This window comes from Rarobacter incanus, assembly GCF_006715765.1.
GTDB lineage: Bacteria > Actinomycetota > Actinomycetes > Actinomycetales > Cellulomonadaceae > Rarobacter > Rarobacter incanus.
The window spans coordinates 1,413,595-1,438,756 of record NZ_VFNV01000001.1 but is presented as its reverse complement, the minus strand read 5'-3'; the positions used below and the strand labels follow the sequence as shown (position 1 = coordinate 1,438,756).

General features: G+C 66.1%; 18 protein-coding genes and 1 riboswitch. Of the genes, 7 read left to right on the top strand and 11 right to left on the bottom strand.

The annotated features are described in order from the left end of the window. Window positions 1-67: 67 nt before the first annotated feature. The gene (locus FB389_RS06090; RefSeq protein ID WP_142111939.1) at window positions 68-1,117 is read right to left on the bottom strand and encodes a zinc-binding dehydrogenase; all 1,050 of its coding nucleotides are present in this window, start codon (window positions 1,115-1,117) and stop codon (window positions 68-70) included. 125 nt (window positions 1,118-1,242) lie between these two features. Between FB389_RS06090 and FB389_RS06085 the strand changes: the two genes are divergently transcribed. After that, window positions 1,243-1,764 carry a hypothetical protein gene (locus FB389_RS06085; RefSeq protein WP_142111938.1) on the top strand — a complete coding sequence of 174 codons (522 nt, stop codon included), beginning with the start codon at window positions 1,243-1,245 and terminating at the stop codon, window positions 1,762-1,764. Between the two features lie 12 nt (window positions 1,765-1,776). On the opposite strand, the gene FB389_RS06080 is transcribed toward FB389_RS06085, so the two are convergent. The 9 genes from FB389_RS06080 to FB389_RS06040 form a co-directional block, all read right to left on the bottom strand. Further along, window positions 1,777-2,253 carry a (deoxy)nucleoside triphosphate pyrophosphohydrolase gene (locus tag FB389_RS06080; RefSeq protein ID WP_142111936.1) on the bottom strand — a complete coding sequence of 159 codons (477 nt, stop codon included), beginning with the start codon at window positions 2,251-2,253 and terminating at the stop codon, window positions 1,777-1,779. A 97-nt stretch (window positions 2,254-2,350) separates the two neighbouring features. Continuing rightward, complete coding sequence (gcvH, locus tag FB389_RS06075; protein ID WP_142111924.1) at window positions 2,351-2,728, bottom strand: glycine cleavage system protein GcvH; 378 nt, start codon at window positions 2,726-2,728, stop codon at window positions 2,351-2,353. Between the two features lie 111 nt (window positions 2,729-2,839). Beyond that, window positions 2,840-3,985: a glycine cleavage system aminomethyltransferase GcvT gene (gene gcvT, locus FB389_RS06070; protein WP_142111922.1), complete on the bottom strand. Its 1,146-nt coding sequence runs from the start codon at window positions 3,983-3,985 to the stop codon at window positions 2,840-2,842. A gap of 21 nt (window positions 3,986-4,006) precedes the next feature. Further along, the gene (gene gcvP / locus FB389_RS06065; RefSeq protein ID WP_142111920.1) at window positions 4,007-6,883 is read right to left on the bottom strand and encodes an aminomethyl-transferring glycine dehydrogenase; all 2,877 of its coding nucleotides are present in this window, start codon (window positions 6,881-6,883) and stop codon (window positions 4,007-4,009) included. Window positions 6,884-7,023: 140 nt separating this feature from the next. Continuing rightward, window positions 7,024-7,147: riboswitch (glycine riboswitch) on the bottom strand. A gap of 157 nt (window positions 7,148-7,304) precedes the next feature. Further along, on the bottom strand, window positions 7,305-11,759 hold the full coding sequence (locus FB389_RS06060) for an Ig-like domain-containing protein (RefSeq protein ID WP_142111918.1): 4,455 nt from the start codon (window positions 11,757-11,759) through the stop codon (window positions 7,305-7,307). A 161-nt stretch (window positions 11,760-11,920) separates the two neighbouring features. Next, window positions 11,921-12,973 (bottom strand): LacI family DNA-binding transcriptional regulator, encoded by a 1,053-nt coding sequence (locus FB389_RS06055; protein WP_142111916.1) that lies wholly within the window; start codon window positions 12,971-12,973, stop codon window positions 11,921-11,923. 76 nt (window positions 12,974-13,049) lie between these two features. Next, window positions 13,050-14,213, bottom strand: coding sequence for a pyridoxal phosphate-dependent aminotransferase (locus FB389_RS06050; RefSeq protein ID WP_142111914.1), 1,164 nt, complete (start codon window positions 14,211-14,213; stop codon window positions 13,050-13,052). Then, window positions 14,213-14,740 carry a low molecular weight protein-tyrosine-phosphatase gene (locus tag FB389_RS06045; protein ID WP_246043549.1) on the bottom strand — a complete coding sequence of 176 codons (528 nt, stop codon included), beginning with the start codon at window positions 14,738-14,740 and terminating at the stop codon, window positions 14,213-14,215. The genes FB389_RS06050 and FB389_RS06045 overlap by 1 nt, the downstream gene beginning before the upstream one ends. Before the next feature lie 37 nt (window positions 14,741-14,777). Next, complete coding sequence (locus FB389_RS06040) at window positions 14,778-15,404, bottom strand: DUF4870 domain-containing protein (protein ID WP_142111912.1); 627 nt, start codon at window positions 15,402-15,404, stop codon at window positions 14,778-14,780. A 277-nt stretch (window positions 15,405-15,681) separates the two neighbouring features. Here FB389_RS06040 and FB389_RS06035 point away from each other — a divergent pair, with 277 nt between their 5' ends. Together FB389_RS06035 and FB389_RS06030 are read left to right on the top strand one after the other, a co-directional pair. Continuing rightward, on the top strand, window positions 15,682-16,080 hold the full coding sequence (locus tag FB389_RS06035; protein WP_142111910.1) for an NUDIX hydrolase: 399 nt from the start codon (window positions 15,682-15,684) through the stop codon (window positions 16,078-16,080). A gap of 90 nt (window positions 16,081-16,170) precedes the next feature. Next, on the top strand, window positions 16,171-18,759 hold the full coding sequence (locus FB389_RS06030; protein ID WP_142111908.1) for an immunoglobulin-like domain-containing protein: 2,589 nt from the start codon (window positions 16,171-16,173) through the stop codon (window positions 18,757-18,759). A 24-nt stretch (window positions 18,760-18,783) separates the two neighbouring features. On the opposite strand, the gene FB389_RS06025 is transcribed toward FB389_RS06030, so the two are convergent. Further along, window positions 18,784-20,010, bottom strand: a complete 1,227-nt coding sequence (locus FB389_RS06025) for an isochorismate synthase (protein ID WP_142111906.1) — start codon at window positions 20,008-20,010, stop codon at window positions 18,784-18,786. Window positions 20,011-20,132: 122 nt separating this feature from the next. Here FB389_RS06025 and FB389_RS06020 point away from each other — a divergent pair, with 122 nt between their 5' ends. The 4 genes from FB389_RS06020 (at window position 20,133) to FB389_RS06005 (ending at window position 25,153) form a co-directional block, all read left to right on the top strand. Then, on the top strand, window positions 20,133-21,788 hold the full coding sequence (locus FB389_RS06020; protein ID WP_142111903.1) for an ABC transporter ATP-binding protein/permease: 1,656 nt from the start codon (window positions 20,133-20,135) through the stop codon (window positions 21,786-21,788). Beyond that, window positions 21,788-23,560 carry a thiol reductant ABC exporter subunit CydC gene (cydC, locus tag FB389_RS06015; RefSeq protein WP_142111901.1) on the top strand — a complete coding sequence of 591 codons (1,773 nt, stop codon included), beginning with the start codon at window positions 21,788-21,790 and terminating at the stop codon, window positions 23,558-23,560. The genes FB389_RS06020 and cydC overlap by 1 nt, the downstream gene beginning before the upstream one ends. Before the next feature lie 78 nt (window positions 23,561-23,638). Continuing rightward, window positions 23,639-24,712 (top strand): ferrochelatase, encoded by a 1,074-nt coding sequence (gene hemH, locus FB389_RS06010; RefSeq protein WP_142111899.1) that lies wholly within the window; start codon window positions 23,639-23,641, stop codon window positions 24,710-24,712. A gap of 63 nt (window positions 24,713-24,775) precedes the next feature. Then, window positions 24,776-25,153: an A1S_2505 family phage non-structural protein gene (locus FB389_RS06005; protein WP_142111896.1), complete on the top strand. Its 378-nt coding sequence runs from the start codon at window positions 24,776-24,778 to the stop codon at window positions 25,151-25,153. Window positions 25,154-25,162: the final 9 nt, after the last annotated feature.

The window sequence follows — 25,162 nt, the reverse complement described above, 5'->3', positions numbered from 1 at the left end:
CCAGCGCTCGGTGCAACTACGCTCGGTGCGACCTTGCCCTGCGCGGCCAGCGTTCGGTGCACCCGCGCTAGGACATGACCAGGGATTTGATGACTGTGCGCTCGTCCATGGCCCTGTACGCGGCCGCAATGTCGCGCAGCGCAAACGCTTGGGTGAATACCAACCCTGGGTCGATCCTGCCCGCGAGCACGTCGGCTAGCAGTTCCGGAATGTAACGCCGGGCGGGGGCCATGCCGCCGCCGACGCGGATGTTCCGCGCGAAGAGCGTGCCGATCGGGATCTGCGACCCGCCCGCCGGCACGCCAACGAATCCGACGCTTCCGCCACCCCGCACAGATCCGAGCGCCTGGTCCATGGCAATGTCGGTGCCAACACACTCCAGTGCGCAATCCGCAAGATCCCCATCGAGTGCCTCCCGGACGGCCGCGATGCCCGCATCCCCGCGCTCCGCAATCACGTCCGTGGCACCAAAGTCGCGTGCCAACTGAGCGCGCTCGGCATGCCGCGACATCGCGATGATCCGGGGAGCGCCCAGGCGCGCTGCCGCCAAAACGGCGCACAGTCCAACCGCACCGTCCCCGACCACGACGACCGTCGTCGACGAATCGACCCCCGCGCTGATCGCGGCATGATGACCGGTGGGAAGCACATCGCTGAGGGTGAGCAGGCTCGGTATCACTAGCGGATCGATCGGTCCTGGCACCTTGACCAGGGACGCGTCCGCATAGGGAATGCGGGCACGTTCGCCCTGCCCCCCATCGATGGGGCGGCCGTGCGAGTCCGTGGCGCCCACCAGGCACACCGTCTCGCACGCCGAATAGAAGCCGTGCCGACACGACTGGCAGTGCCCACAACCCAAGTCGAACGGCGCTATGACAAAGTCGCCGATCCCCAGCGTCCGTACCCCCGCACCCACAGCGGTTACCACGCCGACCAGTTCGTGACCGATACGGTGCGGATGTGGGGTGGGGCGGATCCCGCGGTAAGCCCACAGGTCAGAACCGCAAACGCATCCGGCGGTCACGTCGACAATCACGTCGCCGTCATCGTGCAACTGGGGGTCGGGAACCGTTTCAATGCGGACATCGCCGGGGCCGTGGATGATGGCGGCGCGCATAATGACCGTCCTTGTTCGGTATGAATGATGCCGTACGAGACCTACCTTAGCCGCGTCGTGGCAAGAGCGGCGGGCGACTGGTTGCTCGGCGGGCGCGATAATGGAGGTGACCGAAGGGGATGGATGTGAACATAGTTCTTCTGGGCGGGAAAAACCCCCGCCACAAGGCCTGGATTCGCGAAGTCGCTGCTGAGTTCGACGGCGCGGGCGATGCGACCACGATTTTGGACTACGCGAACTGGGACCGCGGCGACGCTAATACCGACGTGGAGGCAGAAATCTCGGCCCTGGCGGCGTTGGTCGAGACGGTTGCCAAACCGTACACGATCGTCGCAAAGTCGATCGGAACGGCCATAGTAACGCTCGCCAATGCTCGCGGTTTGATCGCGCCGCAGCGCGTGGTCTTTCTCGGGATTCCGCTGAGCGGGCTTGACGAATTTCGCGCCCCGGTCGCTGCCGCTTTAGCGGATTTGCCCAGCGCCGTGGTCGTGCAAAACGAGCATGACCCGTTCGGCGGCACCGACGAAGTGCGCGAATTTGTGGGTCGGAACGCGGGAACCGCAATACCCGTCCTGCGCGGTGCGCGGAACGACACGCACGACTACGTCGATTTCGCCCAGATGGTCGAACTAGCCCACGAACGGTAGGGCGCGCAGATGCTACCGGGCGGCGTGATCACCGGGTAGCGGTTGGACCCCGGCGGCGTCCTCGAATGCGTCCTCGATGCGCCGCACGATTGGAATGTCGCCGTCTAGCCACGGGACCGTCCACAGGTGCGCCAGCGGCAGCCACCGCAACCGAGTGTGTTCGACGAGCGGGCGCGGTGCGCCGTCGGTGATCCGGGCAAACCACACCCGCATGACGTGCCTATCGGTGATGTGCCAGCCGATGTGTCCGCCCGGCTCCCGATCGGGTCCGATTATCTCGGTGCCGAGCTCGACCGCGACGCCCAACTCTTCGCGCAGTTCCCGATGCAGCGCCTGCGCGGGGGTTTCGCCGGGCTCCGCCTTGCCCCCGGGAAACTCCCAGCGGCCGGCAATCGCAGCCGGCTTCGAGCGCTCCGCGCCCAAGAGGCGGCTGGGCCTATCCAGGTCATCAACGATCGCGGCAGCAACTACAAGTCGGCGGGTATTCACCCTCCCATTTTCGCACCCGCCGAGCCGGAAACCCGGAATCGGTGGGGCGGTGTGGGCCAGCTCCGCGCGCGCCTGGGAGGGGTGGTCCCGGAAGCGGTCAGGCGTTGTGGGTCAGCTCCGCGTACCCCTCGGCACTCAGCAATTCGCCAAATGCTTCGACGGTCACCTTGAACAGCCAGCCCGCGCCGTACGGGTCGGAATTGACCAAAGCCGGATCTGCGACCGCGCCCTCATTGATCTCTACGACCGTGCCGGTCACGGGAGAAAAGAGCTCGGAAACGGACTTGGTCGATTCGATCTCGCCGACCACGGCCCCGGCCGTGACCTGGTCTCCCACCTGCGGCAATTCCAGATATACGACGTCACCTAGGGCGTCCTGCGCCGTCCAGGTGATGCCGATCGTTGCGGGTTCGCCGGACGCAACCCACTCGTGTTCGGCGGTGTATTGCAGGTCGACGGGGAGGGTGTCGCTCATTGTGGAGCCTTTCTGGGCGTTGGGTGGATCCTCGATAATTATTGCAGTGGAGCGGGGTGTCGCGGTGGAGCGGACCATCGCGGTCGGTCCAGCGGTCCAGCGGAGCCGCGGTCAGCTTTGGCGGCGGTAGAACGGCATCTGAACTACTTCGACGGTTTCCCCGCGGCCGCGCACCAGCGCGGTCAACTCGGTGCCGGGCGCGCTGAACTCGGGAGTTACGTATGCCATGGCGATGGGGTACCCGAGGGTGGGGCTTGGCGCCCCCGAGGTGGCCCGCCCGATGACGGCAGTTGGTTCCGCGGCGTCGAGCACCAGTTCGGTTCCCGCCCGCACCGCCCGGCGCCCGTGGGCGCGCAGGCCGACCAGCACCCGCGCCGGGGCGCTGTGGCGCCGCGACTCCAGCGCCGCGCGCCCGACAAACGGCAACGGGGCGCCCGCGGCGTCGACCTTTTGCAGGTGCACCACGCGCCCCAGGCCCGCCTCATACGGAGTCGTGGTGAGGTCCAATTCGTGCCCGTACAGCGGCATGCCCGCCTCGAGGCGCAGCGAATCGCGCGCGGAGAGCCCCGCCGGAACCATCCCGAATGGCGCGCCCGCCGCCAGCAGCGCCTGCCACAGTTCTTGCGCGCGCGACCCCAACACGAACAGCTCAAACCCGTCCTCGCCGGTGTATCCGGTGCGGGCGACGCGCACCTCGATCCCGGCGACCACGGCACCGGTGATCGCGTAGTACTTCAGCGCGCTCAGCGCCTCCGCGTCGACGGCGGAAACTAGTTGCGTGCCGGTCAGGATCTGCTCGGCGACCGGTCCCTGGACGGCTATCAAAGACATCTGCTCCTGCGGCCGGGCCACAGTCGCGTCGAAGGAGGCGGCCCTCGTCCCTAATTCTGCGAACACCACATCGGCATTACCGGCGTTTGCGACGACCGTGAACTGGTCGTCCCCCTCGCGGTACACGACCAGATCATCGATGACCCCGCCGTCCTCGGCGCAGATCATCGTGTATTTTGCCCGCCCGACGGGGATGCTCGACATCCACCCGACCACCGCGTAGTCGAGCGCCGCTGCGGCCTGCGGGCCGAAGACCCGAATTTGCCCCATGTGGGAGATATCGAAGAGCCCGGCCGCTTGGCGCACGGCGTTGTGTTCGGCAATGTCCGAGCCGTACCGCAGCGGCATTTGCCATCCGCCGAATTCGGTCAGGGTGGCACCGAGCGCTTCGTGTTGCGCGAGCAAGGGGGAGATGTGGTCGGTCATGATCTGTCCTTTTTGTCGGGCTTACACGTAGTCGGTTACCGGCGGGCATGAGCACACCAGGTGGCGATCGCCGTAGGCGCCGTCAATGCGCCGCACGGGCGGCCAATACTTGGCTTCGATCAGCCGCTCGGTGGGGTAGGCGGCTTGGTCTCTTGTGAACGAGGCCGCCCATTGCGTGGAAGCAACGCTCCGGGCCGTGAACGGCGCCGCGCGCAGCACGGACTCTTCCGCGCTGACCTTGCCGCTTTCAACCTCGGCGATTTCCGCGCGAATCGACAGCATCGCTTCGATGAAGCGGTCGAGTTCGGTGACGTCTTCCGACTCGGTCGGCTCCACCATCAGGGTCCCTGCGACGGGGAAGGCGAGGGTGGGGGCGTGGAAGCCGTAGTCGATGAGGCGCTTTGCCACATCCTCGGCGGTGACGTGGGTCGCGGCGGTTATGGCCCGCAGATCCAGGATGCATTCGTGCGCGACCAGGCCGCTCGGTCCGGTGTACAAAACCGGGAAGGCATCTTGTAGTTTGTGTGCGAGGTAGTTTGCGCTGAGCACGGCGACCTGCGTCGCGCGGCGCAGGTTCGGTCCCATGAGTGCGATGTACGCGTACGAGATAGGCAGGACGCCCGCGGAGCCGAAGTTCGCGGCGGAAACGGGCGTCGATCCCGGCTGCTGCGGGTCGCCCGGCAGGAATTCGGCCAGGTGACGGGCCACCGCGATCGGGCCAACGCCCGGCCCGCCGCCGCCGTGCGGAATGGCGAAAGTCTTGTGGAGGTTCAGGTGCGAGACATCGCCGCCGAAGAGGCCGGGCTTGGCCAACCCGACCAGGGCGTTGAGGTTCGCTCCGTCGATGTACACCTGCCCACCAGCATTGTGTACAAGCTTGCAAACCTCGCGGACGTCTTCCTCGTAGACGCCGTGCGTGGACGGGTACGTGATCATGATCGCGGCCAACTCGGCGGCATGCGCCGCGATCTTTGATCGCAGGTCATCCAGGTCAATTGAACCATCGCAGGCCGTGGCGACCACGACAACCCGCAAGCCCGCCATGGCGGCCGACGCCGCGTTAGTTCCATGCGCCGATGCTGGGATCAGGCAGACCGTGCGGTCTGCATCCCCACGGGACTGGTGGTAGCGGCGGATAGCCAGCAGCCCCGCGAACTCCCCCTGCGAACCCGCATTCGGCTGGACGGACACCGTTGCATACCCGGTGATCTCGGCAAGCCAGTCGGTCAACCGCGTTATCAGCTCCGTGTATCCCGCAACCTGGTGGGCGGGCGCAAGGGGGTGAATCTGCGCGAACTGCGGCCAGCTGATCGGTTCCATTTCGATCGCAGAATTCAGCTTCATCGTGCACGACCCGAGCGGAATCATGGTGCGGTCCAGCGCCAGATCCTTGTCGGCCAGGCGGCGCAGGTAGCGCATCATCGCCGTCTCGTTGTGATAGGCGTGGAAGGTGGGGTGGGTCAAGAATTCGGACTTGCGCGCCCAGTCCCGCGGAAGGTCCGGAACCGTGACGTTGGCACCGGCGCCCGGCGCGGCCCCGGTGGCTGCGGCGACGGCGGCCTCCACGGCGGCGATGTCGGCGGGTCGGGTGGCCTCGTCCACGCTTATCTGCACGTGGTCGCCGTCCGCAACAAACACGTTGATGCCGCGTGATTCGGCCTCGGTGCGAATAGCCTCCGCCCGGCCCGGCGCGCTAACGCGGACAGTGTCGAAGAAGGGCAGCGGCGCGACCTCCGTCATTGTTGCCAGGCGGTTGGCCAGTTCGAGCGCCAAGGCATGAACGCGCGTCGCAATGGAGCGCAGGCCCGTAGGGCCGTGATAGACGGCGTACATCGAAGCGGTGATCGCCAACAGCGCTTGCGCGGTGCAGATGTTGCTGGTCGCCTTTTCGCGCCGAATGTGTTGTTCGCGCGTTTGCAATGCTAGGCGATACGCGGTGGCGCCATCGGCGTCAACGCTCACCCCGACCAGGCGGCCGGGCAACTGCCGCTCCAGGCCCTGGTGGACGGCGATGAAGGCCGCGTGTGGGCCGCCGTAGAACATGGGGACGCCGAATCGCTGCGTGGACCCGACCGCGATGTCGGCACCCAAGGCGCCCGGCTCGCTGATGATAGTGAGCGCCAACAGGTCGGTGGTCATCGCCACCAGGGCACCTGCGCCCTTTGCGCCTGCGATCACCGCGCTCCAGTCTCGAACCGCACCGCTGGCGCCGACTTGCGGAAGGACGATTCCGGCCACCTTTTCCACGGCGCGGGGAAGATCAACGCCGTCAAGTCCCCGGGACAGATCCGCCACGACCACGCACTGCCCCGCGGCCTGGGCGCGCGCCAGGACGACCGCCTGGGTTGATGGAAGCACATCTTGGTCGACGATGACGGCTGCCGTTGATAGATCCAGGCGCCTACCGCCAGCGCGGAACATGAGGGCGACCGCTTCGGCGGTGGCGGTGGCCTCGTCCAACAATGATGCCCCGGCAACGGGCAGCCCGGTCAGGTCCGCAACCATCGTTTGGAAGTTGAGCAGGGCCTCCAGGCGCCCCTGCGAAATCTCGGGCTGATACGGCGTGTAGGCGGTGTACCAGGCGGGGTTTTCCAGGACACCGCGGCGGATGACCGCCGGGGTCACGGTGTCGTAGTACCCCTGCCCGATCATCGATGTCATGACCTGGTTCCGATCCGCGATACGGCGCAGATCGGCAAGCGCCTCCGGCTCCGTCAGCGGCGCTGGCAGGTCTAGGGGTTGGTCGAGCAGGATCGAGTGGGGAACGGCGGCGCGCGTCAATTCCTCCAGCGACGAGAAGCCGAGTTCCTCGAGCATGGGCGTAACGTCGGGGCCGATGTGGCGATCGGCGAATGAATCGGTTTGGGTTGTGCCGAGCGGGGAGGGGGGGACGGTCATCGAATGCTCCAGGGGACGGTGAAGACGGCTCGTCCTCCCCGCTCTGTCATCCCGCGGGCCGCAGCCCGCAAACCTGAGAGTTTGGTCGGGTGTGGCCCGATTTGCCCCGTCGGTGCGAATGGATCGCTTTCCAGAGTTGCCTAGTCGCGGCGGTACGTTTGCCTGAGAGATTCCCGGGGAGGGTTTGCTCCTTCGGCGCCCGGTGGGCCAGCCTAGTGGGTGTGGCGGGCCCTGTGAAGTCCGGGACTCTCCCACCGCGATTTGTGCAGCAGCAACATCGTAGCGCAGGCGCGTATCGGGCGGGTGAACGCGCAGACCGAAACGGGCCGCTGAACCTTGTGTCGGTGCTGCGGCAAAGACGTGGGCCGCGGCTACGGAAGTTGATCCCGCAGCCGCGGCCCGTGCGATTCGCTCCGCGAGGTTAGCGAATAACCCGCAGCCCCGTCTTGAGGGTTGCCTTCGCGATGTTGGCATTGCCGCCATATACCGCCTTGATCGCGGTCTTCTTCTTGATCTTCTTTGCCGACTTCTTGCTGACCTTGATGGTGGCTGTCGCAACCCCGGCAGCCGTCACCTTGATGCGCGCCTTACCGAGCTTGCGCTTGCCGGCCTTCAGCGTGACAGTGCCGGTGGGGGCGATTCCGGACACGCTCCGCAGAGTCACCTTGATGGTGGACTTCTTGGTGCGCTTGATCGATCGGGCGGCCTTGCCCTTCTTGCCGGCCTTGCCGCGCGTGATCTTTGCCGCCGCCATCTTGGTGCGAGCCTTCGCCACCGTTACGCGGGTGGCCGCCGTCGAGCCGGCGAACGCCTTGGCGTCGGCGGGAACAAACGTCAGCGTGACAGCGTGGGTACCCGCGCTCAGCGTCTTATCAAGGACGAGGTTCGCCTTCCCCGCTTGCAGCGTCGCCGACCCAAGGAGCTTGCTGCCCTGGCGCGCCGTGACGGTGCCGGTGGCGGTCTTGCTGCCTGCGTGCACGGCGACCGCTATGCGCGCCGGGGTGCCGTAGGTGGCGCTGACCGCCGCGGGGGCGGTGGTGGTCGTAGGGACGGGATCCGTGGGTGCACCGGGGTTGGCGGCGACGGTGAAGGCCACCGTGTAGGTTGCGGTGGTGTTGTCTTCGGCGGTGACCGTGACGGTGGCGGTGCCCGGCAGGCTCGTTGCCTGCTGGATGTGGGCGGTTGCCTTGGCGTCGGTTGGCGTTGCGGCGACCGTTGGGGCGGTGGTGGTGCCCGCCGGGAGTTCCACAGCGTAGGTGGTTGTCGCCGCGTTGAACCCGGGGACCGGGGCGCCGCCGTATGTCAGCGATGCCAGGGTGGCGTCGCCACTTTGCGTGCCGGGGTTGGCGGCGACGGTGAAGGCCACCGTGTAGGTTGCGGTGGTGTTGTCTTCGGCGGTGACCTTGACGGTGGCGGTGCCCGGCAGGCTCGTTGCCTGCTGGATGTGGGCGGTTGCCTTGGCGTCGGTTGGCGTTGCGGCGACCGTTGGGGCGGTGGTGGTGCCCGCCGGGAGTTCCACAGCGTAGGTGGTTGTCGCCGCGTTGAACCCGGGGACCGGGGCGCCGCCGTATGTCAGCGATGCCAGGGTGGCGTCGCCACTTTGCGTGCCGGGCTCCTGCGGGCTAACTTCCGGTTGCGCCGGAATCCCGGTCTGGCTGACATCGACGCTGCGCGGAAGTCCCACGGAGCCGCCCACGGCCTTCCCCGTGAGGTTAATCGAGTTCCCGGAAATGTCCAGGTTGAAGGTCTTGCCCATGTAGGTCAGGCCGGAGATCCCGCCCGTCGCACCCTGCGTGCGGATGAACGTGGGGTTGCCCTCGTCCACGCGGTAGCCGTTCGCGATCCAGATGTTGTCGATGTAGTGCGACACCCCGAACAGGGACGGGCGCACGCCGCGCGAGCCAATGGCGGCGCTGACGTCGGTCCCATCACCGGTTTGGTAGTAGACCTCGGCGAAGAATCCGGATTTGACCATGTCGCGGTTGAACGAGTTCACCAGGACGGTGCCCATGTCGATCAGTGCGCTACGTGTCACGGTGCTCCAGGTGTAACCCGCGCTGTTCGAACCCCCGGACCAGCCGAGTTCGTCGAACAGGCCGTAGGTGATCAGCTGGATGTCGGGGGCCTTCACTGCGAACGAGCCCAGGCCGGCCAGTTGCGACCCAGCCTTGTAGTCGCGCAGGAAGCGGTCCAAGACTTTGGCCTTGTATTCGGGGGACAACTGGTCGGCGATGAGCGCGGTGGAGGTGTAGAACGACCACCCTGCCTTCACGCACTGCCCGGCCGAGTTGTAGTAGTCGGCGCCTTCGGATCCGTCGGACCAGGGGCAGCCCTGCGCGCCCTTGAGGTGGGTGAGGTAGATCTTTTGCACCGTCGTCCAGGTGACGGGATTGCCCTTGCTATCAGTCGTCGAGGTGGTGGGGAAGAACCACGCCTCGTAGTCCCGCGTGAGGTCGGTAATCATGGATTCGAACTGCGCCGCGTCGGCCGACTTCCCCAAGGTCTGGGCGACCTTGATCCCGAACTTCAGATCGTAGATGAGTGACGCAACGAACTCGCTGTCGCGCTCGTCGGTGTAGTTGTTCGACGAGTAGATCCAGCGCATGTTGTGACTGGACCAGATGAGGTTCGCGTAGAGCTCGTCGTAGATGCTATTCAGCTTGGTTTCATCTCCCGAAACCGAGTACAAGATCCAGGCCGTTTGCGCCTTGCGGCTCGGCAGCGACTCGCCCTTCAGGGCGCCCTTGGCGCTGACGCCGTTGGTGTCGGTCGGCGCATCGCCGGACATCTGGACGGACTTCATCATTCCAATGAACGAGTCCCACGACGCGTCCGCGTTGGTGTAGGCGAGTTGCTGCATGCCGAGCAGGGAGTCCCACGAGGCGACGTTTCGCGTGCCCGGTGTCCCGTGCATCCATAGCGAAGGCTTGCCGGTGCCGACCTGCCGATACATGTTCCCGGTCTCCGGAGTCGCCGGGAGCACGTTCATTTCCAGGTTCAGGAACGCCTTGTAGTAAAAAGCCTCCATCTGGTCTGCGGTGACTCCGCCCGCCGCGACGCGCTGGATGGAGAAATCCTCGACGACGGGCACGGAGGCCACGTAGGTGTCCCAGTGGTCGGTCCAGTGGGCGATACCAGCGGCACCCTCGTCACGCGACGAAGTGGCGATGGCGGCCGCTTCGGCGGCGGGGCCACCCGGGTAGGGGTTGGTCCAAGTGACGCCCAATTCCGTGTTGGTGCCGCTGTTGACGGAGAAGCCGAGGCCCACGAAGCTCGTGGACGATGCCGACAGGGAGGCCGACCAGTAGGCCGACGCGGAGGTCGGGGCCGCCGTGGGGGAAGAATTCGACAGGAACGCGGCCTTCGAGGTGTAGAACGAGACGGAGGTGCCGGCGGGAAGCGCCACGGCCCGTGTCCCGTACGTTGTCGGAATGGTGAGGACTCCCGTGGCTTGGTCGTAGGAGGCCGTGGCCGATTCGACGACGCCTGCGACAATCGGTGCCGCCCCGCCGGTGAGGGCGGGGACGATGCGGCGCACCGCGCCGTCCAGCTGGTTCGCTGAGAAGTAATCTGTGGTGGTGATCGTTCCCGCCCCGTACGTCCCGGTCATGGTGTCGGATGCGGGCGTCCAGGAGTATGCAACCGAATTGGCCGCGCTGACGGCCGTGCCGTCCCCACCGGAGTGGACCGAGAACCGAGCAAAGGTTGTCGAACTCGATGATTTGCCCGAGTCGGTGATCTGGAACAGCTTGAACCAGATGTCTTTCGAACCGGACCAACCTGTGAGCGAAGCGATGTTGTAGGTGAAAGTCCCGGTGCTCGCGGTGTCGCCTTGGATCGTTTTGTCAGAGCCGCCGTCGGATACCTTCAGGGCCCACTTGCCGGTGGTCGAGCCCACCGCGACGGTGACCATGGGCGTTTGGGTGAGGTTCACGGAGGTGATCTGCTTTTGCGCGTAGCCGTAGTTGGAACCCGATCGCGTCAGGACTCCGCCGTCGGCCATGGTCGCGGGATTGGTGTCCTTGGAAGTCCACCCGTGGCCAGATTGCCAGGAAGTGGTGTACTTCACCAATTGCCCGTCCTCGGGGGTGGAGCCGCGGAATATCTGGAACGAATCCATCGTGTAGCTGACGGTGTCCTCTGCGGTCCCGTACGTCGTTGCCCAGATGCGGAAGGACACGTCCTGGACGCCAGTGAGGTTTTTCTGCGCGAAATAGGCGCCGATGTCGAACGTGAGTTCGCCGGTGTTCGTGGTGTCGGCCTGCAGGGCGGGGGATAGATCGTCACTGCCGCCCGTGTTGACCTTGAGCGCCCACTTGCCGACCGACGCGGGGCTGGTCGAGTCGATCTTGATCTTCAATTTGGTGAATACGGACACGTTGAGTGACATGCTAGGGGTGGCCAGGTAGCCCCATTTTTCGCCGGAGTTCTTGACGGTCACCTTCCCGCCCGAGTAGGTGGCCTCCGCGTTGCCCGTGGTCCATCCGCTCGGTTTGGAGTCGAAGGATTCGTTCAGGGCGTACTGATCGTTGGTGCCCAGGGCGTAGGTCGTCAAAGACTCGCGCACGTGCAATGCCTTGTCGTGAGCGTAGAACCCGGTTGCGAGCGGGAGGTTTTTGCCCCCCGTGTAGCTGATCTCCGAGTTACCGTTGCCGGCGGCGTCGAAATCGTAGGGGTTGAGGACTACGCGCGAATCGGCCACGGATAGCCAGCGTTGTTGCGCGGACGAGGTATCGGTCAACGACCCCGTCGTGACCGCGGACGTGCGGGCCGCGGCATCGGCTACCGGCGCCGCCTGAGCGGCGCCGGGGACCAAGGCGGTGGAAATGAGCGCACCGGCGGCCAGGCAGGCTCCGGCGAAGACGATTCGTTTCATGGGTGCTCCTGATTGTCGTGCACACCGGTGTGCACGTGTTGTTGTTCATACTAAACCGGTTCAGGTCATCGTTGTCAATGGCAACCGCCGGGCGCGGTGCGCTGGCGGGTGCGGGGCGCGGGGATGCGTGCGGGTTTGCGCGGTGAGCGGTGAGCGGTGCGCTAGCGGGTGCGGGGCGCGGGGCCAGTCGACTGGCGGGGAACCAGCACCGGGTGGGGGAGCGCAACATCGCGGGCGGGCTTGCCGTCGATGACCCGCAAGAGCTGATCGATGGCGGCGACTCCCCAGGCCATCGGGTCGGTTCGCACCGTTGTGAGCGAGGGAGTTAGGTACGCGGACAGCTCGAAATCGTCATACCCAACAACCGAAAGCTCCTGCGGCACGCGGATCCCGCGGCTGATCGCCACCGACATCCCGCTGGCAGCCATGAGGTCGTTCGCGTAGACAATGGCCGTCGGGCGCTCCCGCGCGGGCAAGTCGAGCAATTGCTCCGTTGCGGCAGAACCCCCCGCCGCCGTGAAGTCGGATTGCACCGATCGCCCCTCCGGGAGGTTCCGGGATGCGAGCGCCGCCTGCCAAGTCGCACGGCGGCGGATCGCGTGGAGGTAGTGCGCCGGCCCGCCGACATACGCGATGTGCCGGTGCCCCAAATCGGCAAGGTGATCGACCGCCGCCAGCACGCCCGGTTCGTCCGAACGGGAAACCGCGGGGATGGTGGTGGTCGTATCGGCGACATTGAGCGTGACCGCATGCGTGCCCAGCGACGAAATGAGATCGATCCGGGGATCATCCGTACGCAGATCGGAGAGGACAAACCCATCGACGCGTCCCTGCTCCGCAAGATCGCGATACGCCTGAATTTCCGATTCCTTGCCCGACACGAAACGCAGGACAAGGAACTGGCCGGCCTCGTCCAATTTTTGTTCCATGCCCGCAATGAACGGCCCGAAGAACGGGTCCGAACTCAGCGCCCGCGGATCGCGTGCCAGGATGAAACCGATCCCGTACGCGCGCTGCGTTGACAAGGAGCGAGCCAACTGGTTGGGTCGCCAGCCAAGTTCGTCCATGGCCTTGCGAACGCGCTCGCGGGTTGCGGGTGCAACCCCGGGCCGGTCATTGATGACGAACGACACCGTCCCGCGGGACGTCTTCGCCAAGCGCGCAACGTCAGCAATCGTAGGGCGGCGAGGTGCGCGACCGGCCTGCTCGCTCATAGTGACGCGCTCCTACATGTGTGCAATCGGTGGGCGGTGCCCATGGCACCTAGCAAGCAATACAGAACACGTAATCCTATCTCTCGCGCAGGCGCGATAGCGCCTCGGCCACGCGATTTTCCCCCGCGGCCAGTGAAACTCGCACGTGCTTGCCCCCGTCCACGGGATCAAAATCGCCCCCGGGCGCCAGCGCCACCCCGGTGCGATCGAGCACATCGCGGCAATACTGGGTCGCGTCATCGGCGACGTCGGAGATGTCCGCATAGAGGTAGAACGCGCCGTCCGGCGGGGCGACTCGCTTCCAGCCGATGGATGGCAGGGCCTCCAACATGATCTCGCGGGTGCGCGCGTAACGCTCCACCTCCCTTTGCGCGGCGCCGTATCCCTCATCGCTGAACGCGGCGACGGCGGCGAATTGCGCGAGGGAGGGCGGACACAGCGCGATGTTCGAGGTCAGGGCGTCGGCTGCCGTGACCAGGTCCGGCGGCAGGATCATCCACCCCAGGCGCCACCCGGTCATCGCCCAGTACTTGGAAAAGGAGTTGATAACTATGGCTCCGCCGCCCACGGCTTCCACCGCACTCGCGCCCGGCCAGCGCGCGGGGTCGTAGACGATTCCGTGGTAAATCTCGTCCGAAATGAGGCGGACCCCGTGGTTTTCACACCACGACGTGATCGCCGCAACCTCGGCCGCGTCCAGCATCGTTCCGGTGGGGTTTGCGGGGGACGCGACGACCAGCCCGTCCATTCGTCCGCGGCCGCGCAGCGCGGCGTCGAGCAGATCGGTGGTGAGCCGGAAATCGTGGTCCGGGCCGCATGCAATGTCGAGGACCTCGCACCCCAGCGCGTTGAGGATGTTGCGGTAGGCGGGGTAGCCGGGGCGCGCGACTGCCACCACATCCCCGGCGTCGAAGGCGGCCAAGAAGGCGACCATGAAGGCGCCCGACGAGCCGGTCGTGACCGCAATCTGCGCCGGATCCACGTGCGCGTCGTACCACCGGCGGTAGTGCCCCGCGATCTCGCTGCGCAGCGCCAGGGCGCCGAGCGGGTCCGTGTAGCCCAGGTCGCCGCTTGCCAGGAGCTGCTGCGCGCGGGCGCGCACCACTTCACTTGCGCCGCTCACCGGCTCTCCCACGCACAGGCTCACGATGTCTTGCCCGCTCGCCCGCCGGCTTGCGGCCTCGGCAACAATGTCCATAACGGAGAACGAGGGCACCCTCGCCCGCTTCGCAACCTTCACTACCGTGCGATCCCTTCCCCCAGCAGGTCAGCGACGTAGTCCACTACCCCGGGGGCTGCCGCTTCGATTTCTCTTCGCGTGTAAGTGAAGTCGGTCGGCCCGCCGTACCACGGGTCGGCAATGTCCCACTCAGGGCGGTCGGCGGGGGCCGCCTGTGGGGTGGCCCCGCTGCTGGGGTCGAACGTTCGCAGCATCCGGATGTCGGCCTCTAGCGATCCGGCCAGCCGCCGCAGGTAGCGCGCATGTCCGCTGGTCATCGGCAGTATCAGGTCGCTCGATTGGATATCCGATGCGCGAATGCGCCGGGCGCGGTGGCGCGGGAGCGGATCGTAACCCGCGGCCTTCAACTCGCGCGCCGCCCGCGGATCGATTCGGTTGCCGACTTCTTCGCTAGTGATTGCGGTGGAATCGACGCGCGCCCGGTCGGCAATGCCCGCGCTGTCGAGCGCGGCCCTGAGGATCGATTCGGCCATGGGCGACCGGCAAATGTTGCCGGTGCACACGGTCATTATCCGAAATTGGCCCATGCTCCCATTGTTGCAGGCCTTGCCGAGCGCGGGCGCACTACTTGATCAGGGCGAACTTGATCGGATACGAACTGGGTTGCCCGGCCTTCACCGCGCTGTAGTTCTTGATGCCAAGGATCAGGCTGATAACCCACGTGGCGAGGATCACTAGGCCGATCAAGCCGCTCAGCAGGCTGAGGAAACCGCCGCTGGCGGCGCTCCCGGTCGCGTAGATCGAGTTGAGTGTGGCCGTTGTCGCCGCGCCCGCGACCACGCCCTGGACGATTGACAAAACGATGATGGCCGCGGAAACAACGATCTGGAAGTTGAGGGCCTTCTTTCCCTCTTCGTTGTTGAATTCGGATTTGTCCTTGCTGATCAGCCAGCCGATCAGGGCTCCGAGCCAGAGCAGGATCCCGCCGAGCAGGTGCGTGAGGGCCGCCTGGCCCAGATCGGCGGAGCCCGCCGCCTGCGGCGCGCCGTACCCGGGCTGTTGGTATGGCTGCTGAGGTGCTTGGTGGCCGGGCTGTTGGTATGGCTGTTGGTATGGCTGCTGGGGTGCTTGGTGGCCGGGCTGTTGGTATGGCTGCTGGGGTGCCTGGTAGCCGGGCTGTTGGAATGGCTGCTGAGGTGCGGCCGGGTCCTGCGGGGTCGGTTCTGGTGTCTCTGCGGGCTGATAAGTCATGGCAGTGAGCTTCTTTCGCCTGTGTGTGGTTGCGGGATGGACGGCATGTTCACTATGTCAATCGATGTCAGAATCAGCCATATTATGCCCATATGGTGGGACATTTCGCGCGGGGAAGCAGAAGCGCGATGTCGCCAGCGCCGTCATGATTCCGGAGTGTTTCGCGATCCAGGAACCCCCAAGCGATTGCAAACCTGGATGTTACGTTCCCGAAGCGGTCGTGCCATGAACATGGGGCACGCTCGGAGAGGAAGTTGCAAAGCGAAGGGAGTGCCTCATGGCTGAATCGCGGATCGTTGTGGCCGCTGTGTGTTTCGTCGACGACGACGGTCGCGTCCTGACGGTGCGCCGCAGTGGGACCGAGCCATTCATCTTACCGGGCGGGAAGTTGCGTTCCGATGAGGGGCTGGCCAGCGCTGCGCTGCGCGCCGTGGACGAGTGCCTCGGGATCACCTTGCAACTGGTTGACTTAGCATGGCTCGGAACGTGGACGGCGCTCGCTGCCAACCACCCCGATCACAACGTCATCGCAACGGTGTTCACCGCGATACTGCCGCAGGAACCGGTTCCGGGTGCCGGTATCGAAGAGATTCATTGGGTCGATCCCAACGGCATCGAATCCGGAATCAAACTCGCCCCACTGCTGGAGCAGTTTGTGCTCAAATCGGTCGCCTAGCGGCCAGCGAATGGGTGAATTTGGGGCAAAGGAGCCCTCGTCCCAAAATTACGCCTGACAACGTTGGCATAAAGTGATAACGTCACGTTCATGGCAGCTCATGTCCGCCGCAACGTCGCGGCCTTTGCATCGTGCACTCTTCTGTTTGGAACCCTGGCGCTGGGGGCTCCGGCCCAAGCGAGCGAGGGTCAACCAAGCAGCAACGCTGCGGCGGTGAAGGAAACATCCGCCGCGCAGTCCGTCGACCCCGATGAAGCAGATCCGGATGGCAACGCATTGAGCGATGACTCCGGGGTGTACTGGGCCAATAAGGACTACGTGGAGGTCCCCAACTCCAAGACAGCCAAGATGTCCAAGAAGGATCTGAAGAAGGTCCAGGACACATCCGATACGATCACGCACAAACTGCGGGTCGTGTACTTCACCAAGCAGGGATCGGAGCCGAGCAACCCGGCCACGGACGCGCAACTCAAGGAGTTCTTCGAAACCGGTTCCCAATCGGTATCTCAGTACTGGCAAGACCAGACCAACGGGGCGATCAAGCTCGTCGTGCAGGACATCACCCGCCTGACTATGCCTAGCACCTACAGCTGCCTCAACTCGGGTGGAGACAACAGCATCGATAACCTGTGGTCAAAGGCCTTCAGCGCTCTGGGCAACCCGGGCGACCGCGAGCACATCATGGTGGTGTGGCCCGCGATCAGCGGCACGAAGTGCACCTACGGGCTGGCCGGGATGCCCTCCAATGCGAGCCTGAACAACGGCGGCAAGGTGTTTGCACAGTTCGGCAGCGATGGGCAGGAGGCGAACCTGTCACGCAACGCCTTCTCTCACGAATTCGGGCACAATCTCGGGCTGGGACACAGCCACGGGGTGTACTGCAAGGACGGCAACGGTGAACTCGACGACAACCACGAGTGCACCTACGACGAGTACGGTGACTTCTTCGACACCATGGGGCGCAACGACGAAGGTGGCATCCCGCAGATCTCGACGTCCGCGAAGGACAAGCTCGGCGTTCTGGGACGCACCGTTACCACCGTGACAGCGACGAGTGGAGTGCGCCAATACACCCTGGAATCACTTGACTACAAGCCCAACAAGAACGTCGGGGACGCTGGGCTTGAATCCGTCAAGGTCGTCGATCCGACCACTAGCAGGCCCTACTACATCGAGCTACGGGCGGCGTCGACCGATTGGCGCGCCCCCGGCTACTGGAGCTGGAAGAACAGCCCCGGCATGGCGATCCCCAACACCCGCGTGGGCATGTCGGACAACGGGCCGCGGGCAGGATGGCCGGCGGCGATGACATCCGACTACGGCGTGCGCATCCTGCGGATCGGCACATCTAGTAGCCAGGGGAACAATCCGCTTGGATCTGGCAGGCTCGGGCAAAACACCATCACGATGGAGAACGGCACGACGGTCCGAAACGTGTGGCTACCTGGCGAAGAATTCGTAACCCGATCGGGGCAGGTCAAGATCAAGGTAATTTCCGTGTCGGCGGATAAGACCAGCGCCACGGTGCAAGTCACGCTCCCCCAACCCACCGACAAAACGGCGCCGGCCATATACGGAGCGGATGACGGGACGATCGAGGCATACAGCTCGTTCGACAGCATGGCGGGATTGACGGCTCGCGATGACGTCGACGGGGACATCACGGAAAAGATGCGGGTGTGGGGAAGCGTCAGGGTGACGGTGCCCGGCACATACGTCTTGAACTACGTCGTCAGCGATGCGGCAGGCAACGCCGCGACCGCGGAACGCATTATTAAGGTTGTCGACACCACCAAGGCCACCCTTCAGGTGCCGGCGGACACCAATGTCGCTCGCGGGGGAACGTTTGACGCGACCGCGGGTGTGGCCGCCTACGACCTGGTCGACGGCGACCTGACAGCGGCCGTCACCGCTTCCGGCACCATCAACACAGCCGCGGTCGGCCAATACGTCGTCACCTACACGGTCAAGGACCGGGCGGGTAACACCACATCAGCAACTCGAACCGTCCGCGTGGTCGATCCCGTCACGATAAACGTTCCGGCTGCCGCGCAAGGCGGCGACCAGCAGGCGACCGGACAATCCCAGACCCGCACGGTGAAGGCGCTGGAAGCCAACCTCTACCAGGCGACCTACGGCCAGGCAGCCGTCATCCCGGTGACGATCACCGGCGGAGCAAGCTCGGGCAACGCGCGCGTGCAGGCCACGATCGGTGGCAAGGCGCTGCAAGTGTCATCGGTGAGCCAGGGCAGCGCGACGATTAGCGTCCCGACGGGCCTGCGCGCCGGCAAACACAGCGTCGTCATCACGGTCACCTCGGACGCCCTCGCTAAGCCCGTGACCACCACCGTGAACCTCAAGGTCGCCGCGGCGACCACTAACGTGGCCGTGAAGCCCAAGAGCAAGACCTGGCGCGCCGGCAAGAAGACGAAACTTCAGATCGCCGTCAAGGCCGTCGGGTCCGTGACACCCACCGGTAAGGTGCGGGTCTACGTCGGCAAGACGCGCGTGGCGACCGTCAAGAAGGTCGGCGTGGGTAAGCGGACCGTCACCGTCAAGGCCGCGGCGATCAAGCGGGGCTGGGCGGGCAAGAAGGTGGCAGTGACCGTCACCTACACGCCGTCGAAGAACTTCGTCGCCGCGACCTCCTCGCCCGTCAAGGTGAAGGTGAGGAAGTAGGGGTGGTGCGCGTTGGGTGGGATGCTATTTTGCCCCACCCAACGCGCGCATGACCGTCATCATCTTCGCGCCGGTTTCTGCGGCCTCCTCGGCGGGGATGGAACCGTCGACGATTCCCGCACCCGCGAACAGCCGCACGGAGACACCCTGCACGACGGCGGCGCGAATGACGACGTGAAAGGCGCCGTCCCCCACGGCGTCGACCCACCCGGCCGCGCCAGTAAAGGGACCGCGCGGTGATTCCTCCAATTCGCTGATGGCATCCATCGCCCAGGTGCGGGGCGTGCCCGCAACGGCCGGGGTGGGATGCAACAGGCGGGCCAAGCGCAGCGCATCCCACTCTTTGGTCGCTTGCGGCGACAGCCGCCCAGCAATCGGGCTGGCCAAGTGCCACATCGAATCCGTTCCGATCAGGCACGGGGCCGCGGGCACCCGGAACTCGTCGCACAGCGGACCCAACGCATCGGCTATTGCCCGCACAACGAAGGCGTGCTCGCGAAGGTTCTTTGCGTCGGCAAGGAGGCGGCGGCCTCGTTCCTTGTCTTCACCGGGGTCCGATGCGCGCGGGACCGAACCCGCCAGGGGGCGGCTGAGGATTCTGTCACCGCGGCGGGCGATGAGGAGTTCGGGCGTGGCGGCGACCAGTGTCGCGGGTTGCGCACGCGGGTCGGCGAGGGGCAGTGCCAGCACCACGGAAGCGGGATTTCGGGCATGGAGCCTCGCCGCCAACTCGGCGGGCTGCAGCGGCGCCGACATCGTGACATCCTGCCAGCGGCCCAGCACGATCTTGCGGTCCCCGCCCTCCCGCGCGATTCGGTCGAGCGCCGCGGCGACGGTACGCGAGTAGTCGTCGGCGCTGGGGCGGGGGCGGAGCGAGACAACCGTCGGCGCGTGGTCGGCGCGGGGGTCCAGCTGCGATGAGCGCGGTGCGCCTGGCGGGCCTTCGACCATGCCGGCGGTCAGGTGAAAGGTGGCCCGGGAATCGGGTTCGAACCCCACGACGCCGAAGGCCACCGGGAGGCCGCTGGGGCTTGGGTCACTGGGGTCGCTGGGAGCGCTGGGAGCGCTGGGAGCGCTGGGGGTGCTTGGGGTGCTTGGGGTGCTTGGGTCGCTGGGAGCGCCCGGCGGCGTATCGCGAATCTGCGCAGCAACCGCGGCCAGGAACTCGCCATCGGAGCTGCGTCCCGACACCGTCCCCACGATCCGCGTTGGTTCCCACCATCGTCCCGCAGATGCCATTGCGAGCGTCAAACCTCGCCTCCTCCCAGTCTGAACTGACATTGTCCCGCATCCGCGAGGCCGTAGTGGGTGAAACGGGGCACCCGCGATCAGTGAAAGTGGGTTCAGGACAGTAAACCCGCTAGGGTAACGACGTGACAATTCTGCGATCAGTGTCGCTTTCCTGGATAGGTACGGTCGCGCTTGCCTTTACCTACCTGGCGGTGGGCAAGGGCGTCGACGAAATCCGTATCGGGGCCGCCATCCACGGCGGTACCCTCACGGTGCTCATCGTGTGCCCGGTGATCGCTGGCGCCGCGGCATGGGCGGGTATGGCGCCGTGGCCCCGGCACGTGACGGAGACGGAAAAGTCGGTGCGCGCACGCATGATGCGTGCCGTCCTTGGCGCGGTCGGCCAACGTCAGGACGACCAGTGGTCGGGCGGAACGGTATCGACCGCGACGGATGGCGTCGAGCGTTACGCCGCCTACCGCGAGACGTTCGTGGGCCCGATGATCGCGGCGATAACGGGACCGATTCTGGCGGCCCTGATCATTGGTTGGCGCATTGACTGGCGCAGCGGTCTGATCCTGCTTGCCGCCATTGCGCTGATTCCAATCCTTATCGGGGGGTTCCAAAGCGCGTTCCGCCGCGTATCGACACAGTACCGCGGCGCCTCGCGGCGCCTGGCCGCGCGCTACCTCGATGCCATCCAGGGACTAAGCGTCCTGCGCGCGCTCGGCGCCGGGAAGCAGACCGGTCGCCGCCTGGCCGCCGAGGCCGAGAACGTGCGCCGCAAGGTGATGGCGCTCCTGGCGGGCAACCAATTGGTCCTGCTCGTCACCGACGCCGCGTTCTCGCTGGGCATGATCACGGTCGCGGGCCTGCTGGCCGTCGATGGGGCCGCCTCCAGGCGATTCAGCCCCGGCGAGGCCGTTGCGCTCGTTCTCGTTTCGACGCTGCTGCTCGAACCCCTGGACCGCATCGGTCAGTTCTTCTATGTCGGCATGGGCGGCATGGCGGCGCAGCGCGAGATTAAGAAATTCATCGCTGACGAGTCCCCCGCCCCTGCCGCCACCCGTGCGCGCGCCGGCGCGCGCACGCACGCACGCGGCGCGTCGCCGCAAGGCGGCACGCAAGCGGCCATCGTGGTGCGCGACGTCCATTTCGGATACGAGCCGGGCGCGGAGATTTTGGCGGGCGCCAATGTGACCGTGGCCACCGGGGAGCACGTGGCGGTCATGGGACCCTCGGGTTGCGGCAAGTCGACCCTGCTGGCGCTGGTGCAGGGGCTGTTGACCCCGCAGGCGGGTACCGTGTGCGTGGCGGGCGTTGACGTGCGGGATGCCTATCCGCGCTGGGCGCAGGACCACATCGCGGTGGTGGAACAAAAGACGTACCTGTTCACCGGGACGCTTGCGTACAACCTGCGCATGGCGGCGCCCGACGCGACCGATGAACAACTCTGGCAGGCACTGGCGGCCGCCAACCTCACGGAGGTCGAATCGTGGCCGCGCGGCCTGGAGACCCCGTGCGGTGAGCGCGGGCTATCGCTGTCGGGCGGGCAGGCGCAGCGCCTCGCCATAGCTCGGGCGGTGCTGCGCGACGCGCCCATCTTGCTGCTGGATGAACCGACGAGCCAGGTGGACGTGGCCAGCGAGGAACTGATCGTCGACTCGCTGCAACGGTTGGCGCGCGGGCGCGCGGTCCTCTCGGTGACGCACCGGACGCGCACGGCGCGTGCGGCGGACCGCGTCGTGGAACTGCACGGCGGCAAAATCACCGACCTTGCCGACCTGCGGGGAGCCTGATGAGTGCAATCGCCGCGGACCGACCCGCGCAGCTTTCTCGCCGCGAATTATCCCGTTGGCTGCTGGCGCACACCCGCCACATCGTCGCGCCCCTAGGCGTTTCGGTGCTGATGCGGGCCTTGGGCCTCGCCGCGGGCGCTGCCCTGATAGGGGTCGCCGCGCACAGTGCGGCGCTCGCGGTGACCGGCGGCATCACGTTGCGGCGCGCCGCCGCCATGCTGATTGCCTTGGCCCTTTTCAAGGCCGTGTGCCGCTACCTGGAGCAGTTCTTCGGGCACCTGGTTGCCTTCAAGGCGTTGGCCTACCTGCGGGCGTACTTCTTTGACCGCCTCGAGCCGCAGGCGCCGGCGGCCACGGAGGGAAGACAGACCGGCGACCTGCTTTCGCGCGCAACGCGCGACGTGGACCGCGTCGAGGTCTTCTTCGCCCACACCTTGGGCCCGGCCGTCACGGCCGTGGTGGTCCCGCTCGCCGGCGTCGTGTGGGTGATCGCGGTCACCTCGCCCGCCGTGGGCCTGGTGGTGGCGCTGGGCTGGCTGGCAATCGGACTTGTCTGGCCAATGTTGGGTTCGGGACGAGCGCTCCGTTCCGCCGCCGCCCTGCGCGCCGCCCGCGGAACGTTGGCGCAGCACATGACGGACACCGTGCAGGGGCGCATCGAAGTGGTAGCCGCGCGCTACGAACTCGAAAGAATGCGGGAACTGGACGACCTTGGCGACCAGGTCGGCGGCGATCAACAAAGGCTCGGGCAGGTGGTGGCGGCCCGCAGGGGGCTGATCGCCGCGACATCCGCGCTTCTGCTGGGCGCCATCATCGTGGTCGCGCAGCCGCAGGTCGGTGCGGGCCACTTCTCGTGGCAGACCCTGGTGCTTGTCGTGGGCGTCGTGATCGGGATGCTGCCCGCGCTGACCGCGGTCGAGGAATTCAGCGCCGATCTCGACCAGGCATTCGCTTCGGCCGCGAGACTGGTGGAGGTTACGGAGGGCGCGGTTGCGACTCCCGCCCCCGCGCACCCCGTCGCCATGGTTCGTCCCGTGCGCGGCGAGGTGTGCGTCGATGAGGTTACCTTCGCATATCCACGGTCGATTGCCAACGCGCTCACGGACGTGTCGGTGCGCTGCGCGCCCGGCACAGTGACCGCCATCGTGGGTGCCTCCGGATCGGGAAAATCGACGTTGGCGCGCCTGCTCGTGCGCTTCTACGATCCGCAGCGCGGCAGCGTGCGGATTGACGGCGTCGACGTCGCCGACATAGACGACACGCAATTGCGGTCGGCGATCATGATGGTCGACCAGCGTTCGTACCTGTTTAACGGGACCATCGCCGACAATCTGCGGCTGGCCGCACCGGGCGCCACCGATGCCGAACTGACCGAGGCGTGCGCGCAGGCGGCGCTCGATCTGGCGGGCTTCCCGCACGGGTTGCGCACGGAACTGGGGGAACAGGGATCCGCCGTCTCGGGCGGGCAGCGCCAGCGGATCGCGCTGGCGCGGGCCTTCTTGCGCAACGCGCCGATTCTGGTCCTCGACGAGGTCACCAGCCAACTCGATGCGGCAACCGAGGCCGCGCTGACTTCAGCGCTCGAAAGAATTCAGGAAGGTAGGACAACCATCGCCATCGCGCACAGGCTCTCGACGATCAAGAACGCGAACTCGATCGTCGTCATGGACGCGGGTCGCGTGGTGGCCACGGGCACCCACGCGAAGTTGCTCGCCACAAGTGACCACTACCGGGCGCTCATGAGACGCGACAGGGAGGACCTTCCCGACTAAGAGGCGGCATTCGCGCCTGGCCCGTCGAGCACAGCGCCGCACCGGCCCTCCCCTTACCCCCGCGAGAAAGGCAGAACAGTGTCTCACCCCGCGCTCCCCGCCGTAGTCCTGGTGAATCTGGGAACCCCCGCCGCTCCCACGGCGAAGGCCGTGCGCCCGTACCTGCGCGAATTCCTCTCGGATCGCCGCGTCGTCGAGACGCACCCCGCCCTGTGGCGACCGATCCTCGAATCGATCATCCTGACGTTCCGCCCGCGCGCCTCCGCGGCAAAATACGCAACGATTTGGGGCGAGGAGGGCTCGCCGTTGCTGGTGCACACGCAATCCCAGACGCGCGCGGTCGCGCATGCGCTGCGGGAAATCGCCGTGGTCAGGTACGCGATGCGCTACGGCCAACCATCGGTGCGTGCAGTCATGGACGAGCTGTACGCGGCCGGTCACCGCCGAGTTCTGGTGGTGCCGCTGTACCCGCAGTACGCGGCGTCGTCGGCAGGAACCGTCCTGGACGAGGCCTATCGGTGGGGCTTGCGGTCCCGGGACCAGGTCGAACTGCGGACGGTGCGCTCGTTCCCGATCGATCCGGGGTACGTGGAGGCCGTCGCCGGAGCGCTACAGGAGAGCTGGGAAACCAACGGGCGCCCGGACGTCGAACACGGGGACAAGATCGTGCTGTCGTACCACGGGATTCCCCAGGCCATGGCCGATGCGGGAGACCCCTACCGCAGCGAGTGCGATGCCACAACGGCCGCGGTGGCGCGGAATCTGGGGCTGCCCGCGGGGTCGATTCTCACGACCTTCCAATCGACATTCGGCCCGGCGGCCTGGCTCAAGCCCGCCACCATCGACACGGTTGCCCGCCTGGGAGGCGAGGGCGTCCGACGCGTCGATGTGGCTTGCCCCGGGTTCGTATCCGACTGCCTGGAAACGCTTGAGGAGATCGACGAACTGAACAGGGAGGCGTACCTGGAGGCAGGTGGCGGGGAATTCCATTACGTCCCGTGGGGAAATGGGCGCCGCTGCTGGACAGATGCGCTCGCGAACATTGTTGCGGAGTACCTGGCCGGTTGGGTGCCCGCAAACGTGCGAGAATCGTCACAAACGGACCATCGCGGCGTGGGACTCACGTCCCTGGGATCCGCGAATCAGGCATGATGAAGTAAATACAGGACTATTCGGGCAAATGCGCCCGTGTGACGCGAGAGTGGGTGTCGAACGATGACGGACAAGGTGACGGTGACCCCTGAACCCGTGACCGAGTTGCCGGCCGACACGATCTTCGTGTTCGGCTCCAACAAGGCCGGTTTCCATGGGGGCGGGGCCGCACGCTACGCGCACCAGCACTTCGGGGCCGAATGGGGAGTCGGGGACGGGCCGACGGGGCGCTGCTACGCGATCGACACGATGTCCGGGTGGGACGAGATGCGCGACGCAGTTTCGCGCTTCCTCGACTACGCGGCGCAGCACCCCGAACTGACCTTCTGGGTCAGCCGTCTCGGCACCGGCATCGCCGGGTACCCGGTCACCGAGGTTTCCTCTCTGTTCGGTCGGCGCACGGAGAACGTGGTTCTGCCCGCATCCTTCCTGACGCATTGAGCGCGCCAA

Excerpts from the sequence above, each read along its gene's own strand:
- gcvH (WP_142111924.1), bottom strand. The coding sequence starts at position 2,728 with ATGAGCGACACCCTCCCCGTCGACCTGCAATACACCGCCGAACACGAG.
- FB389_RS06045 (WP_246043549.1), bottom strand. The coding sequence starts at position 14,740 with ATGGGCCAATTTCGGATAATGACCGTGTGCACCGGCAACATTTGCCGG.
- gcvP (WP_142111920.1), bottom strand. The coding sequence starts at position 6,883 with ATGACCGTCCCCCCCTCCCCGCTCGGCACAACCCAAACCGATTCATTC.
- cydC (WP_142111901.1), top strand. The coding sequence starts at position 21,788 with ATGAGTGCAATCGCCGCGGACCGACCCGCGCAGCTTTCTCGCCGCGAA.
- FB389_RS06055 (WP_142111916.1), bottom strand. The coding sequence starts at position 12,973 with ATGAGCGAGCAGGCCGGTCGCGCACCTCGCCGCCCTACGATTGCTGAC.
- gcvT (WP_142111922.1), bottom strand. The coding sequence starts at position 3,985 with ATGACCGACCACATCTCCCCCTTGCTCGCGCAACACGAAGCGCTCGGT.
- FB389_RS06005 (WP_142111896.1), top strand. The coding sequence starts at position 24,776 with ATGACGGACAAGGTGACGGTGACCCCTGAACCCGTGACCGAGTTGCCG.
- FB389_RS06035 (WP_142111910.1), top strand. The coding sequence starts at position 15,682 with ATGGCTGAATCGCGGATCGTTGTGGCCGCTGTGTGTTTCGTCGACGAC.
- FB389_RS06090 (WP_142111939.1), bottom strand. The coding sequence starts at position 1,117 with ATGCGCGCCGCCATCATCCACGGCCCCGGCGATGTCCGCATTGAAACG.
- FB389_RS06030 (WP_142111908.1), top strand. The coding sequence starts at position 16,171 with ATGGCAGCTCATGTCCGCCGCAACGTCGCGGCCTTTGCATCGTGCACT.
- FB389_RS06060 (WP_142111918.1), bottom strand. The coding sequence starts at position 11,759 with ATGAAACGAATCGTCTTCGCCGGAGCCTGCCTGGCCGCCGGTGCGCTC.
- FB389_RS06040 (WP_142111912.1), bottom strand. The coding sequence starts at position 15,404 with ATGACTTATCAGCCCGCAGAGACACCAGAACCGACCCCGCAGGACCCG.